Source organism: Myceligenerans cantabricum (assembly GCF_054777735.1).
Window position 1 is genome coordinate 266,549 of the sequence record NZ_BAAHAJ010000001.1, and the last position, 15,074, is coordinate 281,622.

Here is a 15,074-nt window from a genome sequence, read left to right on the forward strand (position 1 = left end):
CCCGGCAGGGCGGCCGGAGCGGCGGCCCGGCGTGCGGCCCGCGCTCAGAGCTCCGCGGTCACCTTGTCGAAGAGCGTCCTGCCGAGCACGGCGCCCTCACGGCGCACGGCACCGGCGTCGACCCGGATGACCCGGTCGAGCCGCACCTCGCTCGGGCGGCCCTGGCCGTCCCACGCGCCCGTGCCGATATCCATGTACCGCCGGCCGCCCCGGCCGTCCTGCACACCGTCCTGCACGTGGTCCTTGCTCGTGAGCTGCAGCCCCAGGAGCCACTTCCCGTCCCGGCCGACGAGCAGCACCGGCCGGTCCTTGCCCTGGCCGTGATCCTCCTCGTACGGGACCCAGGTCCACACGACCTCGCCCGGATCCGGCTCACCGTCCAGGTCGGGGGAGTAGGAGGGCCGCACCGTGCCGGTGAAGTCACCCGGGTACGAGCCGCTGCCCGCCGACCACGCCGCGGCCCGGCCACCCCCGGGCGGCGGACCGGGCTTCGGCCCCGAGGGCTTGGCGGACCGGCGCTCGCGGTCGCCGTCGGACAGGAATGCCTGCAGGACTCCCCGGGCGATCTCACCGAGCAGTCTCATCCACCGGTTCTCACTCACGCGGGGAAGAGTACCCGGACCCTGTCGCGCGGGGCCCGGTCAGGTGAGGTCGAGCGCGCGGTCCATGTACTTGACGACCTCGTCGAAGACGTCCTCGGCGAGGATGTCGCCCTCACGGCGCACGTCGTCCGGGTCGATCCGCACGACGCGGTTGATCCGGACCTCGGAGTCGCGGCCCTCGCGGTCCCAGTTGCCGGTGCCGATGTCCATCCAGATCCGGCCGGCGCGAACCTCCTGCAGGGCGTCCCGGTCGTGGTCCTTGCTGGTGAGCTGCAGACCGAGGAGGTAGTGCCCGTCCACGCCGACCAGGAGCACGGGGCGGTCCTTGCCCCGCGTGTGGTCCTCCTCGTACGGGACCCAGGTCCAGACGACCTCGCCGGGGTCCGGATCGCCGTCGAGCTCGGGGTTGTAGACCGGGTGGACGTCGCCCTCGTAGTCGCCCGGGTAGGGGTTCCTTGATGAGAAAGTCACCCGTGGGACGGTACCGGACCGGGTGAACTCGGCATCCCGGGCTCCCGGTCCGGCCGTCCGGAGGGCTGAGCCGTCAGGTGCGCAGGGGAGCCGGGGAGTGGGGCAGCCCGGCATCGCTCCACAGGCGGCGCACCTCGATCGGCGGCGTGAACGTGACCGGGAGGCGCATCGGGCGGCGCTCCCAGGGGGACGCGAACCACTCGATCTCCTCGACCTCGATCGCGAGACGCACGTCGAGGCGCTTGAGCAGCGTGTCCACGGCGTTCCGGGTGACGATCCGCGAGAGCCGGGGCGCCGGGCAGCGGTGCGGGCCGTTGCCGAACGCGAGCTGGCTGCGGTTCTCGGCGCGGTCCCAGGCGTCCTCGCTCTGCCGCGCGATCTCGTGGCTCGCCGCGCTGACGGCGAGGACCAGGGCGTCGCCGCGCTCCACGTACTTGTCGCCGAGCACGAAGTCCTGGGTGGCGATCAGCGGTGGCAGGTTGGCGCTCGGCGAGCTGCGCCACAGCGTCTCCTCCATCGCCTGGTCCACGCCGAAGTACCCGCTGCCGACCATGCCGGGCGTCCGCTGGTCGGTGAGGAGGCTGAGCAGGGTAGAGGTCACCCAGGACTCCAGCGGCCCGTTCGCTCCCGCGAGGACGGTGATCAGGGAGTGCGCCACCTCGATCGGGTCGGTGAACGCCTCGTGCTGGACGAGCCTGCTGGTGAGGTCACCGGTGGGCTTCGCGTACCGGGAGCCGATGTGCTCCGACAGGATGCCCTCCAGCTCGGGGAGCACGTCGGTGTTGCTGCCCATCGGGCTCATCACCTCGCGCGCCAGGTGGGCGACGCGGCGGCCCGTCCGGAAGTCGAACCCGAAGAGCTGGCCGACGGCCAGCAGCGGGAGCACGCTGCTGTACTGGGCGACGACGTCGGCCTTGCCGTCCTCGGCGAACTCGTCGATGAGCTGGTTGCACGTGCGCCGGAGCATCGCCCCGAGCGCCGGCTCGTCGAGGTCGTTGAAGACGTCGTCGATCGGTGCGCGGAGCCGGGCCCGCTCGGCGCCGTCCTGGAAGTGGGAGGAGAACCGCTCCGCGGCCGGGATCATCGGCGGCAGCCTCGACCCGGTGGCCAGCAGACCGCGGCGGTGGCCGTTCCAGTTCTCGCTGCGGCGGGAGAAGAGCTTGTCGTCCCGCGCGATGCGGACGATGTCGGCGTGGTCGAGCACGAGCCACGCCGGGACTCCCGGCTCCAGGTCGACGGGTGCGACGGAGCCCCATCGGTCCCGCAGACCCCGGTACACCGCGTGGGGGTCGCGGGCCGTCGTGGTCTGGGTGATGGGCGTGAGATCGGTCAGCTCTGCGAGCCTCACGGGTTGGGGCATGTCGGCGCTCCGGCAGTCGGGACGGGTGCTGAACCCGACACGGCGCCGGGCCGTGCCCATCTTGCCGGGATCCGGGGGAAATGGGCACCTACCTGCGAGTATTTCATCTTCACTTGGGTGGCGGAACCCCGATACCGGTGCTATATGAGCGGGCCGTGGATCACGGCACGATCGGCTCCGCGAGCGCTGCGGCCAGGTCCCGGTGCTCCCCGCGCACCGTGACACCCGCCTCCTCCGGCGTGAGCCGGCGCCACAGCAGCAGGGCGAGCGCCTGGGCCGAGCCTCCCACCGTCAGGTCGGGGCGGATCTCCTCCGCGCGGTCCCGGTCGGGGGAGCCGAGCACCCAGGACCGGGCGCCCGGTGCGTCGTCGGCCTCGAGCAGGACGCGGAGGGTCGGTGGCCGCATCCGGCCGAGCCCGACCTGGCGCGGCAGGAACACGGTGACCACCTCGTCCACGGTGTCGGCCCAGACCTCGGGCGGGACGTCCGCGACCAGGCCGAGCCGTGCGCTCCCGGCGGCGGCCGCGCGCAGGTCGTGCAGGTGGACCAGGGTCTCGTGCACCTGCCGCCGGTGCCAGAAGGACACCGGACCCGGGCCGAGCGGCTGCGGGTGCGAGAGCACGCGCGCCGTCGCGTCGGCGGGGAGGGCGGCGAAGGTCTCCCGGAGCTCGGCGGCTCCGGCCGCGTAGTGCGGCGCCAGCTCGGGGGCGTCGCCCGGCCGGGCCGCGCGTTCGAGGCGGGCCTGCGCGGCGGCCCAGCGGTGGATGTGGGCGAGGTGCTCGACGAGCTCGCGGACCGTCCAGTCGCCGCAGGCGGGTACGGGGGCGGTCGGGTCGACGTCGCCGATGGACGTGTGGAAGGCGCTCTGCAGCGGCTCGAGCAGGGTCAGATGGTCGAGGCCGCCCGGGTGCGGGCCCGGAGGGTCCTGGATGCCGGCTGTGGTCATGGCGCCAAGGTAGCGCCGGTGACCGACACGGTCCCCGGAGGTCCACGGGCGTCCGTGGGACAATGCACCCGACGGCACGTGACCGCCCAGGCCGCCACGCCCGCCGTCGTCGACAGACCTTGACGCGCCGCCCACGACAGCCCAGGAGCAACCCGCCTTGCCCCCGATCCCCACCGAGCCCGCCGTCGCGCGCATCCAGCCGAATGCCACGTCGCCCGAGCTGATCCGCAACTTCTGCATCATCGCGCACATCGACCACGGCAAGTCCACGCTCGCCGACCGCATGCTGCAGCTCACCGGGGTGGTGCAGCCGCGGGACATGCGGGCGCAGTACCTGGACCGGATGGACATCGAGCGCGAGCGCGGCATCACCATCAAGTCGCAGGCGGTCCGCATGCCGTGGGCCGTGGTCGACGAGGACGGGAAGGAGACGCCGCACGCGCTGCACATGATCGACACCCCGGGCCACGTCGACTTCACGTACGAGGTCTCCCGCAGCCTCGCCGCCTGCGAGGGCGCCGTGCTCCTGGTCGACGCCGCCCAGGGCATCGAGGCGCAGACCCTGGCCAACCTGTACCTGGCCATGGAGAACGAGCTGGAGATCATCCCGGTCCTGAACAAGATCGACCTGCCCGCCGCGCAGCCGGAGAAGTACGCGGAGGAGCTGGCGCACCTCGTGGGCGGCGAACCGGAGGACGTGCTGAGGGTCAGCGGGAAGACCGGTGCGGGGGTCGAGGCGCTGCTGGACCGCATCGTCGCGACGGTCCCCTCCCCGACAGGCGACGCCGGGGCTCCCGCGCGCGCCATGATCTTCGACTCGGTCTACGACACGTATCGCGGCGTCGTCACCTACGTGCGCGTCATCGACGGCGACCTCAACCCGCGCGAGCGCATCGTGATGATGTCGACGCGCGCCCAGCACGAGCTGCTGGAGATCGGCGTGCACTCGCCGGACGCCACCGCGACCAAGGGGCTCGGCGTCGGCGAGGTGGGCTACCTGATCACGGGCGTGAAGGACGTGCGGCAGTCCAAGGTCGGGGACACGGTCACGAACGCGCACAAGCCGGCCGGGCAGGCGCTCGCCGGGTACGACGATCCGAAGCCCATGGTGTTCTCCGGTCTCTACCCGATCGACGGGTCGGACTACCCGGCGCTGCGCGAGGCCCTGGACAAGCTCAAGCTCAACGACGCCGCCCTGAACTACGAGCCGGAGACGTCCGTGGCGCTCGGCTTTGGGTTCCGCGTCGGCTTCCTCGGCCTGCTGCACCTGGAGATCGTGCGCGAGCGGCTGGAGCGTGAGTTCGACCTCGACCTCATCTCGACGGCCCCGAACGTCATCTACGACGTGACGATGGAGGACGGCGAGGAGGTGAAGGTGACCAACCCGTCCGAGTTCCCCACGGGGAAGATCGGTGAGGTCCGCGAGCCGATGGTGAAGGCGACCGTCCTCACGCCGAGCGAGTACGTCGGCACCGTCATGGGGCTGTGCACCGAGCGCCGCGGCCAGATGCAGGGCATGGACTACCTGTCCGAGGACCGTGTCGAGCTGCGCTACACGCTCCCGCTCGCCGAGATCGTGTTCGACTTCTTCGACCAGCTCAAGTCCCGTACGCGCGGCTACGCGTCGCTCGACTACGAGACCTCGGGCGACCAGGCGGCCCACCTCGTCAAGGTCGACATCCTGCTGCAGGGCGACCAGGTGGACGCGTTCAGTGCCATCGTGCACCGTGACAAGGCCTACGACTACGGCGTCCTCATGACGGCGAAGCTCAAGGAGATCATCCCGAGGCAGCAGTTCGAGGTGCCGGTCCAGGCCGCGATCGGCGCCCGGGTCATCGCGCGCGAGACGGTGCGCGCGATGCGCAAGGACGTGCTCGCCAAGTGCTACGGCGGTGACATCAGCCGCAAGCGCAAGCTGCTGGAGAAGCAGAAGGAGGGCAAGAAGCGCATGAAGAACATCGGGTCCGTCGAGGTCCCGAAGGACGCCTTCATCGCGGCGCTCTCGTCCGACCCGTCGGCGGGCAAGGACAAGAAGAAGTGACCCGCACGTCTCGTCCGTGCCCGCCGGCCGGGGACGCGCCGGAGGGCCGCCGGCGTGCCTGACCTGCCCGACGGTGTGCCCGTGCCCGCCGACGGCGCGCTGCCCGCCTGGGTGCGCCCGGCGCGGGCCGGTGCCGGGGCCGCCGCCGGGCGGCCGTTCGGCGTCTACCTGCACGTCCCGTTCTGCTCGGTGCGGTGCGGCTACTGCGACTTCAACACGTACACCGCCGCCGAGCTCGGCGGCGGGGCGTCCCAGGTCGCGTACGCCGACACCGCGCTGCGCGAGGTGAGCCTCGCCGCGAAGGTGCTGGCGGACGCCGGGCTGCCGGAGCGGCCCGTCTCGACCGTGTTCTTCGGGGGCGGGACGCCCACGATGCTGTCCGCGGACGACCTCGCGCGGATGCTCGACGGCGTCCGGGACGCCTGGGGGCTGGAACCCGGCGCGGAGGTCACCACCGAGGCGAACCCGGACAGCGTGACGCCGTCGTCCCTGGAAAGGCTGGCCCGGGCAGGGTTCACGCGGGTGTCGTTCGGGATGCAGTCCGCGGTGCCGCGCGTCCTGGCGACGCTGGAGCGGACCCACGACCCCGCGCGCATCCCCGACGTGGTGCGGTGGGCGCGGGAGGCGGGTCTGCGCGTCTCGCTGGACCTCATCTATGGAACGCCCGGGGAGACGACGGCGGACTGGCGGGCGTCGCTCGAGGCGGTGCTCGCCACCGGGGTCGATCACGTCTCGGCGTACGCGCTCGTGGTGGAGCCGGGCACGAAGATGGCGGCGCAGGTGCGGCGCGGGCAGGTCACGCTGCCCGACGAGGACGACCAGGCCGCCAAGTACGAGCTCGCGGACGAGCTGCTCTCCGCGGACGGGCTGCGCTGGTACGAGGTGTCGAACTGGGCACGGACCGACGCCGACGCCTGCCGGCACAACCTCGCCTACTGGCGCGGGCACGACTGGTGGGGGATCGGGCCGGGGGCGCACTCGTACGTCGCGGCGGCGCCGGGCGACGAGGCCGCGCAGGACGCCGCCGGGGTGCGCTGGTGGAACGTGAAGCACCCGCGGCGGTACGCGGCCGCGCTCGAGGCGGGCGGGTCGCCGGGTGCCGGCCGGGAGCTGCTGAGCGCGGGCGAGGCCTACCTGGAGCGCGTCATGCTCGGCGTGCGGCTCGCCGGCGGCCTCGGCCTGGACGTGCTGCGGCCCGAGGGGCGGCGTGCCGTCGCCGGTCTCGTGGCCCGCGGGCTGCTCGACGGCGAGGCGGCGCTCGGGGCCGGCGGCTCGGCACCCCGCGCGCTACTGACCCTGCGCGGGCGGCTGCTCGCGGACGCCGTCGTGCGCGAGCTGACCGCCTGACGCGATCCTGCCGATTCCTCGACGCGATCCGGTCACGGCGCTGGTAAGTGCTTGGGAGTGTCGGCCACCCCCGCTAGGTTGAGGCCGACCAATCGCGTTCGGGAGAGGGATTGATGAGCAACGACGGTGGTGTGCAGGGTCCGGGCGGCCAGAACCCCCAGGACCCGTACGGGCAGCAGCCCGCACAGGAACCACAGGATCCGTACGGGACGCCGCAGCCCGGCGGCGGGCAGCCGGGCGGCGGGCAGCCGGGCGATCCCTACGGCCGGCAGGAGCCGGGAAGCGCGCAGCCGGGCGTGCCGCAGTACGGGCAGCCGCAGTACGGGCAGTACGCACCGCACGGGTACCAGCAGCCGATGCCGCCGGGTCCGATGGGCCCGTCGGGGGGCTGGTCGCCGCCGTCGATCGGCGGGTCCCACGCGTTCGGATGGCGGTCGTTCGGCCGGAACGCCGGCGTCTGGATCGCGATGGTGCTGCTGGTCGCCGTGGTGGGCGGCATCGTCTTCAGCGTGATGAACCCCTGGTTCGCGCAGGCGTTCAGCGAGCTGCCGGAGGTGGCGCAGGGTGGTGACCCGGCGGCGATCGAGCGGTGGGAGGCCGGGTTCACCGAGGCGAGCACGTCGCCCGGGGCGCTCGCGCTCAGCGTGCTGTCCGGCATCGTGCTGCAGGTCCTGGGGATGACCTTCTACGCAGCCGCGCTGGCCTCCACGAGGAAGCAGCGCATCGGGTTCGGCGACTTCTTCGCCCTGAGCAACTGGGGAGGCATCCTGCTGCTCGCGGTCGTCCTGGGGGTCGTCAGCGAGATCATCGGCATGATCCCGTTCCTCGGCGGGATCATCCAGATCGTGGTCAGCGTGCTGTTCGTCGCCGCGCCGTACTTCGTGCTGGCGGCGAACATGAACGCGATCCAGGCGATCTCCTCGAGCGTCCGGCTCGTGACGTCGAACCTCGGGATCGTCGTGCTCGGGTACCTGGTCGTCGTCGGCTACACGGTCGCGGCGGCGTGCACGTGCGGTCTCGGACTCCTGGTGATCGCGCCGTTCTCGGTGATCTTCGGGGCGCACCTGTTCCGGCGCGTGCAGGGCGAGCCGATCGAGGCGGAGCAGGCCCCGGCAGCCATGTGACGGAGGGTCATCTCTCCCACCACCAGAACTTGCGCCCAGAATGTGCCAGAGGGTGCGAATTCCGGTCGCGTGGTGCGGAAACGCGGGTGACAGTTGCTGACGTAAGGGGTCGCGGGCAGGCGGTGTCGCTACGGCACCGTCTGCCCGCGCAACCTCGTCAGCATCGAGCGAGAGGCGGACCCATGAGCGAGAACACACCGCGTGGCCCCTTCGACCCGCCCGAGAGGGAGTCCGGTGGCCCACCGCCGACCGGGACCCCGCCGGGCGTGACGCCTCCGGGCGCGCCCCCTCCCGGCGGCGGAGCGCCTCCGCCCTACGGCGGCACCGGTGGGGGTGCCCACGGGGCACCGCCCCCGGCGTACGGCGGCGCGGGCCCGGCTGCCGCGGGGACCTTCCGCGTGGGTGAGGCGCTGGGCTTCGCGTGGTCCCGGTTCACGGGCAACGCGCTGCTGTGGATCTTGTTCGTGCTGCTGGTGGTCGTGGTGAACGCGCTGTTCAACTCCGGCAACATCAGCAGCTACCAGGAGATGGCGCAGGACCCGGCGAACATGGCGGAGGTGAGCGCCGGTGTGAACGTGTCGGCCCTCTCGTCGCTGCTCGGCCTGGTCGGTGCGGTCGTCACCGGGATCCTCCAGGCCCTCGGGACGAACGCCGCGCTGCGCGAGGTCTCGGGCGAGAAGCCGACGTTCGGCCAGCTCTTCCGGCTGCGGAGCTGGGGCATGGTCGTCCTGACCGCGCTGCTCCTGCTGCTGGCACAGTTCGTCGGCCTGCTGCTGTGCGGTGTCGGCCTGCTGGTGGTGGCGGTCTTCGCCGTCTTCACCTACCAGGGCGTGATCGACAAGGGACAGGGCGCCTGGGAGGCGTTCACCACGAGCTTCAAGCTCGTCGGCCGGAACTTCGGGTCCGTCTTCCTGCTGGAGCTCGCCCTGCTCGGGCTCAACATCGTCGGCGCGCTCCTGTGCGGCCTCGGTCTGCTGATCACGATCCCGCTGACCCTCATCGCGACGTCGTTCGCCTACCGCCGCCTGGCCGGCGGCCCGGTCATGGCCTGACCCGGGGGGGGGGGCGGACGCCGGTCTCCGGCCGTCACGAGCAAGGGTCGTCACAAGCAAGATGCACGGTATCGGCGGGGTCTGACTGCTCAGACCCCGCCGATACCGTGCACTCGAGGGTGGAACGCCGGACTACTTGACCAGGCGGACGTTGAGCGGGTACCGGTACGGGCGCCCCTTCGACGTCTCGACGGCGGCCAGGATCATGAAGACGAGCGCTGCGATGAGCGCCAGGTAAAGGATCGAGCCGAGCCCGAGCGTCACGGCCGAGATGATCAGGACCGCGATCTCATACATGACCAGCGTGATCTGGAAGTTCAGGGCTTCCTTGGCCTCGGCGTCGACGAAGCGGCTGCGGTCCTTGAACACGAGCCAGATGACGAGCGGCGCGATGAAGCTCAGGATGACGCCGCCGACATGGGCCAGCACCGCCCAGGTGCGCTCCTCGTCAGGGCGCAGCGGCACCGGGCCGTAGACCGGCTGGCCCGGGTGCGGCTGCTGCTGGCCGGGCTGCGGGGCGCCCGCGTAGGGCTGCTGGCCGCCGGGCTGCTGGGGCGCGCCGGCGTCGGGCTGGGCGTTGTAGTTCGGCTGAGGAGTGGGCTCCGGCTGCGGCGACGAACCCGGCTGGGGGTTCGGCTCGGCGCCAGGAGTCTGGGGCGTCTCGGACATAAGGTCAGCCTAGGGCTTGCGGAGCCATTTGGCGCCAGTTTCGCGGTGTCGTTGCCGTAATGATGCCCCGCGCCGTCCTGCCCGGGGGGCTCGCCCCGCGTAGGCCGTCCTGCCGGGCACTCCGGCTCGCGCGTGCCGTGCCGCACGCTCCGCCCCGTGCAGGCGGTCCGCGCTCACTCCGCCCCGGGGGCCGTCACGAAGTCGATCAGCTCCTCGACCCGGCCCAGCAGGGCAGGGTCGAGGTCCTGGTAGTCCCGCACCGTCCCGAGGATCTTCTGCCAGGCCCGCGCCACGTCCGCCTGCGACTCGCAGGGCCAGCCCAGCGCCCGCAGGATGCCGTGCTTCCACTCGGTGCCCCGGTCGATCTCCGGCCAGCGTTCCAGCCCGACCCGCCCGGGCCGCACCGCCTGCCACACGTCGACGTACGGATGCCCCAGCACGAGCACGGTCCCCGGGCGGACGCCGCGGAGCGCCTCGTCGGTGAGCCGCTGTTCCTTCGACCCGGGGACGAGGTGGTCGACGAGCACGCCCACCCGGCGACCTTCGTCGGGCCCGAACGACGCGAGCCGGTCGGCCAGGTTGTCGACGCCGTCCAGCATCTCGACCACCACGCCCTCGACACGCAGGTCGTCGCCCCAGACGCGCTCCACCAGCTCGGCGTCGTGCTTGCCCTCGACCCAGATGCGCGAGCCCCGCGCCACGCGCGCGGGGGAGCCGGGCACTGCGACGGACCCGGAGGCCGTGCGCGACGGCGCCCGGGGTGCCCGCCGCGTTGCCGGCGCCGTCAGCTCGACCGGTCGTCCCTCGACCCAGAACCCCGGGCCGAGCGGGAAGGACCGCGTCCGCCCGCGCCGGTCCTCCAGCACGACGACCTGCATCCCGCCCGACTTCTCGACCCGCACCACGGCGCCGACCCACCCGGTGTCGACGTCCTCCACGACGAGCCCGGCCTCGGCGACCACGGGCCGTGTCTCGGGCTTGCGCCGCCCGCGCTGCGCGCCGGGGAACTCGGGATTGAGAACGTCGCTTCCGTACCGGTCTCGATGCACGATGCCGATCGTAGGGAGTCACAGGGCCCGCCCCGCCGAGGCGCGCCGACACGTCTCCCGGGCGAGCCGTCGCGTTCGCCGCGTCGGTTCCGCCTCGTGGCGGTTAACTTCTGTACATGGCAGGCTCGCTCGTCAAACTCGCGGTGGGTGCCGCGCACCTCGCGGCGCTCGGCGTCGGCCGCATGCCCGATACCGTGCTGCGCCGGATCACGGGCGCGCCGCTCGTCGTGGAGGGCCAGACCCTGTACCCCGAGGTGCGGCTCGCGCAGCGCCTCGGTGCGCTCCGGCCCACGCCCGACAACGGCGTCGGGCAGACCCGCGCGCGTGTGAAACGTCAGGCCAGCGTCATGGGTGCCCGGCCCGCCGTCGGCCGGGTCGAGGACTTCACGATCCCCGGGCCCCGCCATCGCATCGCCCTGCGGGTGTACCAGGCGGACCCCGACGTCCCGCCCGGCGGCGTGCTCGTCTGGTACCACGGCGGCGGCTGGGTGGTCGGCGGCCTGGCCACCGCCGACCCGGTGTGCCGTTTCCTGGCGCTGAACGCCAACCTCGTGGTCGTGTCGGTGCGTTACGGCCTCGCGCCCGAGCACCCGTTCCCCGAGGGCGTCGACGACGCGATCGCCGCCTTCCGCTGGGTGCGCGCCAACTCGCGCCGGTGGCGGCCCGGGCTCGTGGACCTCCCGGTCGCCGTCGGCGGCGACAGCGCCGGCGGCAACGCCGCGGCGGTCGTCTCGAACGTGACGCGGCACGACGACGGCCCCCGGGGCGCGCGCACCGGCGCACCGGACTTCCAGCTGATGCTCTACCCGGCCACGGACGCGACCACCCGCTACCCCTCGGCCGCGACGTTCGACGGCTACGGCCTCGCCGCCCGGCGCGTCGACTGGTACCTGGAGCGCTACCTGACCGACTCCGGCCAGGCTCAGGACCCGCGCGTCTCGCCGATGGTCGCCGAGGACCTGTCCGGGGTGGCGCCCGCGCACGTCGTGGTCGCGGGCTTCGACGTGCTGCGGGACGAGGGGCTCGCGTACGCCGAGCGGCTGCGCGAGGCCGGCGTGCCGACCTCCGTGCAGGTGGCCACCGGTCACGTGCACGCCTTCGCGAACGCCACGGGTGCGAGCAGCAACGCGCGGCGGCACGTGGCGCGTGCGGCGAAGATCACGGAGGCCGCGCTGGCGCGGCGTCTCGCGCGTGCCGGTGCGGCCTGACGCCTGCTCCTGGCGGCGCGCTCCGGGCGGACGCGGCGCGCTCCGGAGTCCGCTCTGCGCGGCGGGCTTCGTCGATGTCGGTCACCCCGCGTAGGATTGGCACTCGACGAGCGAGAGTGCTGGGTGGAGGTGACTCATGAGCGACGTGCGCCGGCTCGACGTGCTGCGTGCCATCGTGGAGGACTATGTGCAGACGCAGGAGCCCGTGGGCTCCCGCATGCTCACGGAGCGGCACCGGCTCGGGGTCTCGCCCGCCACCGTACGCAACGACATGGCCGCCCTGGAGGACGCCGGGCTGATCGCCCAGCCGCACACGTCGGCGGGCCGCATCCCCACCGACAAGGGCTACCGGCTGTTCGTGGACCAGCTCGCCGAGGCCCGGCCGCTGACCCAGCCGCAGAAGCGGGCCATCGAGAAGTTCCTGTCCGAGGCGGTCGACCTGGACGACGTCATCGGGCGTTCGGGCCGGCTCATCGCGCAGCTCACCGGGCAGGTCGCCGTCGTGCAGTACCCGTCGCTGCGGCGTTCCGGGCTGCGCCACCTCGAACTCGTGCCCACCGGGGAGAACCGGCTGCTCGTCGTCGTCATCACCGACAACGGTCGCGTCGAGCAGCGTTTCCTCGACGTGCCGGACGACGTCGACGAGGCCGTGCTCGGCGAGCTGCGCGCGCGGCTCAACGCTGCCGCGGCGGGTCGCCGGCTCACCCAGATGGACGTGGCCTTCGGGGAGGTGGCCGACGCCGTCGCCCCGGAGCACCGGCCGCTCGTCGCCGCGATCGGCGAGGTCGTCAGCAGCGCGCTCGACGAGGAGCACGAGGAGCGGCTCGTCGTGGCCGGCCAGGCGAACCTGGCCCGCGCGGGCATGGGGTTCGACCACGGCCTGAGCCCGCTGCTGGAGGCGCTCGAGGAGCAGGTGGTGCTCCTGGGGCTGCTGACCGAGATGACCTCGGACGAGAACGTCGCCGTGAGCATCGGCCACGAGAACCGGCTGGCAGGGCTCACGCGCGCGTCCGTGGTGAGCACCGGCTACGGGTCCGACGGCGACCCGGTCGCGCTGCTCAGCTCCATCGGCCCGACGCGCATGGACTATCCGGGCACCATCGCCGCCGTCCGTGCGGTGGCCCGCTACCTCTCCCGGGTGCTGCCCACGTGAGCGCCCGGCCACCGAACTGCCCGCCCGACGACCAGATGCACCCGAGAAGCCGGGTGCATCACGGCCGTCGCGCACTTGCGTTGCCTTCAGACCCAGAGCGAGCGAAGAGAGACCTGTGACCGACTACTACGAGATCCTCGGCGTCCCGCGGGACGCCTCGCCCGAGCAGATCAAGAAGGCGTACCGCAAGCTCGCCCGAACCCTGCACCCCGATGTCGCCGGGGCAGAGGGTGAGGAGGAGTTCAAGGACGTCGCGCGCGCCTACGAGGTGCTCTCCAACCCGGAGAAGCGCCAGCAGTACGACATGGGCGTGGACCCGAGCTCCCCCGGCGGGGGCGCCGGCGGCGGCTTCGGCCAGGGCTTCGGTTTCCAGGACATCTTCGAGACGTTCTTCGGCGGCGGGCAGCCGAGCGGCCCGGTGCCGCGCGCCCGCCGCGGCAACGACTCGCTGGTGCGGCTCGACATCGACCTGGCCGAGGCCACGTTCGGGGTGAAGCGCGAGCTCCAGGTCGACACGGCCGTGGTGTGCACCACCTGCTCCGGCGACGGCGCGCGCCCCGGGACCTCGTCCCGTACGTGCGACGCCTGCCACGGGCGCGGCTCCGTGCAGCGCGTCGCCCGCTCGTTCCTGGGCCAGGTCATGACGACCGCGCCGTGCTCCGCGTGCGGCGGCTTCGGCACGGTCATCCCGGAGCCCTGCCCGGACTGCTCCGGCGAGGGCCGCGTGCGCTCCCGGCGCACCGTGACGGTGAACGTCCCGGCGGGCGTGGACACGGGGACGCGGATCAAGCTGTCGGCGCAGGGCGAGACCGGTCCGGGCGGCGGCCCGGCGGGCGACCTGTACGTCGAGATCCGCGAGAAGCCGCACGAGACGTTCGTGCGCCGCGGCGACGACCTGCACTGCACCCTCCCCGTCCCGATGACGGCGGCTGCCCTCGGTACGACGCTGTCGCTGGACACGCTCGACGGCGCGCAGGAGATCCACATCCGCCCGGGCACCCAGCCGGGCCAGATCGTCACGCTCAAGAGCCTCGGCGTGGGGCACCTGCACACCAGCGGGCGCGGCGACCTCAACGTGCACATCGAGGTCCAGGTTCCGACCGGCCTCACCGACCAGCAGACCGACCTGCTGCGGCAGCTCTCGGCGCTGCGCGGCGAGGAGCGCCCCGACCCGCGGCTCGCCGCCGCGCACCCGGGCGTCTTCTCCCGCCTCCGCGACAAGCTGTCCGGGCGCTGAGCCCGGTGAGTGCACGATGAGCGCCCCGGTCTTCCTCGCCGAGGGTGTGACGCTCGGCGAGTACGAGGTCGGGTCGCTGTTCGTGCTCGACGGCGCGGAGGGGCGTCACGCCGGCGTCGTGCAGCGTCGCGGGCCGGGTGAGCGCATCGACGTCGTCGACGGGGCAGGCCTGCGGCTGGAGGGCGTCGTCGAGTCGGTCGGCGGCGGCGACGTCGTGCACCTGCGGGTCGCCGGCATCGTGGCCGAGGGGTCGCCCGCGCCCGTCGTCACGCTCGTCCAGGCGCTCGCCAAGGGGGACCGGGACGAGCAGGCGATCGAGGCGGCCACGGAGACCGGCGTCGACGTCGTCGTGCCGTGGCAGGCGGAGCGGTCGATCGTGGTGTGGCGCGGGAGCCGCGCGGCGAAGTCGCAGGCCAAGTGGGTGGCCATCGTGCGGGCGGCGACGAAGCAGGCACGGCGGGCACGGGTCCCGGAGGTCTGCGAGCCGGTCACCACGAAGCAGCTCGCCGCGCGCGTGCGGGACGTGACCGGCGCCGGGGGCGCGGTGGTCGTGCTCCACGAGGAGGCCACGACACCGCTGCGCGAGGTGCGGATCCCCGGGGAGGGCGACGGGCCGCCCGGGGTGTCGGCGGAGCTGCTCGTCGTCGTCGGCCCCGAGGGCGGGATCTCCGGTGCCGAGGTGGACGCCCTGGTCGAGGCCGGGGCCGTGCCGGCCCGCCTGGGCCCGCACGTGATGCGCACCTCGACGGCGGGGCCGGTGGCGGTGGCGATGCTGAACGAGCGCCTGGGCCGCTGGGCCTGACGCCGCGGCGGGG

14 protein-coding genes are annotated in these 15,074 nt (G+C 73.0%); 8 read left to right on the forward strand and 6 right to left on the reverse strand.

Annotation, left to right across the window (positions count from 1 at the left end):
- Window positions 1-44: 44 nt before the first annotated feature.
- The 4 genes from ACYU96_RS01285 to ACYU96_RS01300 all read right to left on the reverse strand — a co-directional run bounded on the left by ACYU96_RS01285 (window position 45) and on the right by ACYU96_RS01300 (window position 3,379).
- Complete coding sequence (locus ACYU96_RS01285; protein WP_460748305.1) at window positions 45-602, reverse strand: type II toxin-antitoxin system PemK/MazF family toxin; 558 nt, start codon at window positions 600-602, stop codon at window positions 45-47.
- Window positions 603-641: 39 nt separating this feature from the next.
- On the reverse strand, window positions 642-1,073 hold the full coding sequence (locus ACYU96_RS01290) for a type II toxin-antitoxin system PemK/MazF family toxin (protein WP_460748307.1): 432 nt from the start codon (window positions 1,071-1,073) through the stop codon (window positions 642-644).
- Window positions 1,074-1,146: 73 nt separating this feature from the next.
- Window positions 1,147-2,433, reverse strand: coding sequence for a cytochrome P450 family protein (locus tag ACYU96_RS01295; RefSeq protein ID WP_460748309.1), 1,287 nt, complete (start codon window positions 2,431-2,433; stop codon window positions 1,147-1,149).
- Window positions 2,434-2,593: 160 nt separating this feature from the next.
- Window positions 2,594-3,379, reverse strand: coding sequence for a maleylpyruvate isomerase N-terminal domain-containing protein (locus ACYU96_RS01300; protein WP_460748311.1), 786 nt, complete (start codon window positions 3,377-3,379; stop codon window positions 2,594-2,596).
- Between the two features lie 157 nt (window positions 3,380-3,536).
- Here ACYU96_RS01300 and lepA point away from each other — a divergent pair, with 157 nt between their 5' ends.
- The 4 genes from lepA to ACYU96_RS01320 all read left to right on the forward strand — a co-directional run bounded on the left by lepA (window position 3,537) and on the right by ACYU96_RS01320 (window position 8,943).
- A complete protein-coding gene (gene lepA / locus ACYU96_RS01305; protein WP_460748313.1) occupies window positions 3,537-5,420 on the forward strand; it encodes a translation elongation factor 4 in 1,884 nt (627 codons plus the stop codon).
- A 54-nt stretch (window positions 5,421-5,474) separates the two neighbouring features.
- Window positions 5,475-6,767 (forward strand): radical SAM family heme chaperone HemW, encoded by a 1,293-nt coding sequence (gene hemW / locus ACYU96_RS01310; RefSeq protein WP_460748314.1) that lies wholly within the window; start codon window positions 5,475-5,477, stop codon window positions 6,765-6,767.
- 113 nt (window positions 6,768-6,880) lie between these two features.
- Window positions 6,881-7,891 carry a hypothetical protein gene (locus ACYU96_RS01315; protein ID WP_460748316.1) on the forward strand — a complete coding sequence of 337 codons (1,011 nt, stop codon included), beginning with the start codon at window positions 6,881-6,883 and terminating at the stop codon, window positions 7,889-7,891.
- A gap of 182 nt (window positions 7,892-8,073) precedes the next feature.
- A complete protein-coding gene (locus ACYU96_RS01320; RefSeq protein WP_460748318.1) occupies window positions 8,074-8,943 on the forward strand; it encodes a hypothetical protein in 870 nt (289 codons plus the stop codon).
- Between the two features lie 132 nt (window positions 8,944-9,075).
- On the opposite strand, the gene ACYU96_RS01325 is transcribed toward ACYU96_RS01320, so the two are convergent.
- Both ACYU96_RS01325 and ACYU96_RS01330 read right to left on the reverse strand, forming a co-directional pair.
- Window positions 9,076-9,612, reverse strand: coding sequence for a DUF4870 domain-containing protein (locus ACYU96_RS01325; protein WP_460748320.1), 537 nt, complete (start codon window positions 9,610-9,612; stop codon window positions 9,076-9,078).
- A 173-nt stretch (window positions 9,613-9,785) separates the two neighbouring features.
- Window positions 9,786-10,661, reverse strand: a complete 876-nt coding sequence (locus ACYU96_RS01330) for a DUF3097 domain-containing protein (protein ID WP_460748323.1) — start codon at window positions 10,659-10,661, stop codon at window positions 9,786-9,788.
- A gap of 116 nt (window positions 10,662-10,777) precedes the next feature.
- Between ACYU96_RS01330 and ACYU96_RS01335 the strand changes: the two genes are divergently transcribed.
- The 4 genes from ACYU96_RS01335 to ACYU96_RS01350 all read left to right on the forward strand — a co-directional run bounded on the left by ACYU96_RS01335 (window position 10,778) and on the right by ACYU96_RS01350 (window position 15,061).
- A complete protein-coding gene (locus tag ACYU96_RS01335; RefSeq protein WP_460748326.1) occupies window positions 10,778-11,869 on the forward strand; it encodes an alpha/beta hydrolase in 1,092 nt (363 codons plus the stop codon).
- A gap of 136 nt (window positions 11,870-12,005) precedes the next feature.
- Window positions 12,006-13,022, forward strand: coding sequence for a heat-inducible transcriptional repressor HrcA (gene hrcA, locus ACYU96_RS01340; RefSeq protein WP_460748327.1), 1,017 nt, complete (start codon window positions 12,006-12,008; stop codon window positions 13,020-13,022).
- A 115-nt stretch (window positions 13,023-13,137) separates the two neighbouring features.
- Window positions 13,138-14,259: a molecular chaperone DnaJ gene (gene dnaJ / locus ACYU96_RS01345; RefSeq protein WP_460748328.1), complete on the forward strand. Its 1,122-nt coding sequence runs from the start codon at window positions 13,138-13,140 to the stop codon at window positions 14,257-14,259.
- A 16-nt stretch (window positions 14,260-14,275) separates the two neighbouring features.
- Window positions 14,276-15,061, forward strand: a complete 786-nt coding sequence (locus tag ACYU96_RS01350; protein ID WP_460748330.1) for a 16S rRNA (uracil(1498)-N(3))-methyltransferase — start codon at window positions 14,276-14,278, stop codon at window positions 15,059-15,061.
- Window positions 15,062-15,074 lie beyond the last annotated feature (13 nt).

Coding starts and splice junctions, on each gene's coding strand:
- ACYU96_RS01295 (WP_460748309.1), bottom strand. CDS start 2,433: ATGCCCCAACCCGTGAGGCTCGCAGAGCTGACCGATCTCACGCCCATC.
- ACYU96_RS01300 (WP_460748311.1), bottom strand. CDS start 3,379: ATGACCACAGCCGGCATCCAGGACCCTCCGGGCCCGCACCCGGGCGGC.
- ACYU96_RS01315 (WP_460748316.1), top strand. CDS start 6,881: ATGAGCAACGACGGTGGTGTGCAGGGTCCGGGCGGCCAGAACCCCCAG.
- ACYU96_RS01320 (WP_460748318.1), top strand. CDS start 8,074: ATGAGCGAGAACACACCGCGTGGCCCCTTCGACCCGCCCGAGAGGGAG.
- ACYU96_RS01325 (WP_460748320.1), bottom strand. CDS start 9,612: ATGTCCGAGACGCCCCAGACTCCTGGCGCCGAGCCGAACCCCCAGCCG.
- ACYU96_RS01335 (WP_460748326.1), top strand. CDS start 10,778: ATGGCAGGCTCGCTCGTCAAACTCGCGGTGGGTGCCGCGCACCTCGCG.
- hrcA (WP_460748327.1), top strand. CDS start 12,006: ATGAGCGACGTGCGCCGGCTCGACGTGCTGCGTGCCATCGTGGAGGAC.
- ACYU96_RS01350 (WP_460748330.1), top strand. CDS start 14,276: ATGAGCGCCCCGGTCTTCCTCGCCGAGGGTGTGACGCTCGGCGAGTAC.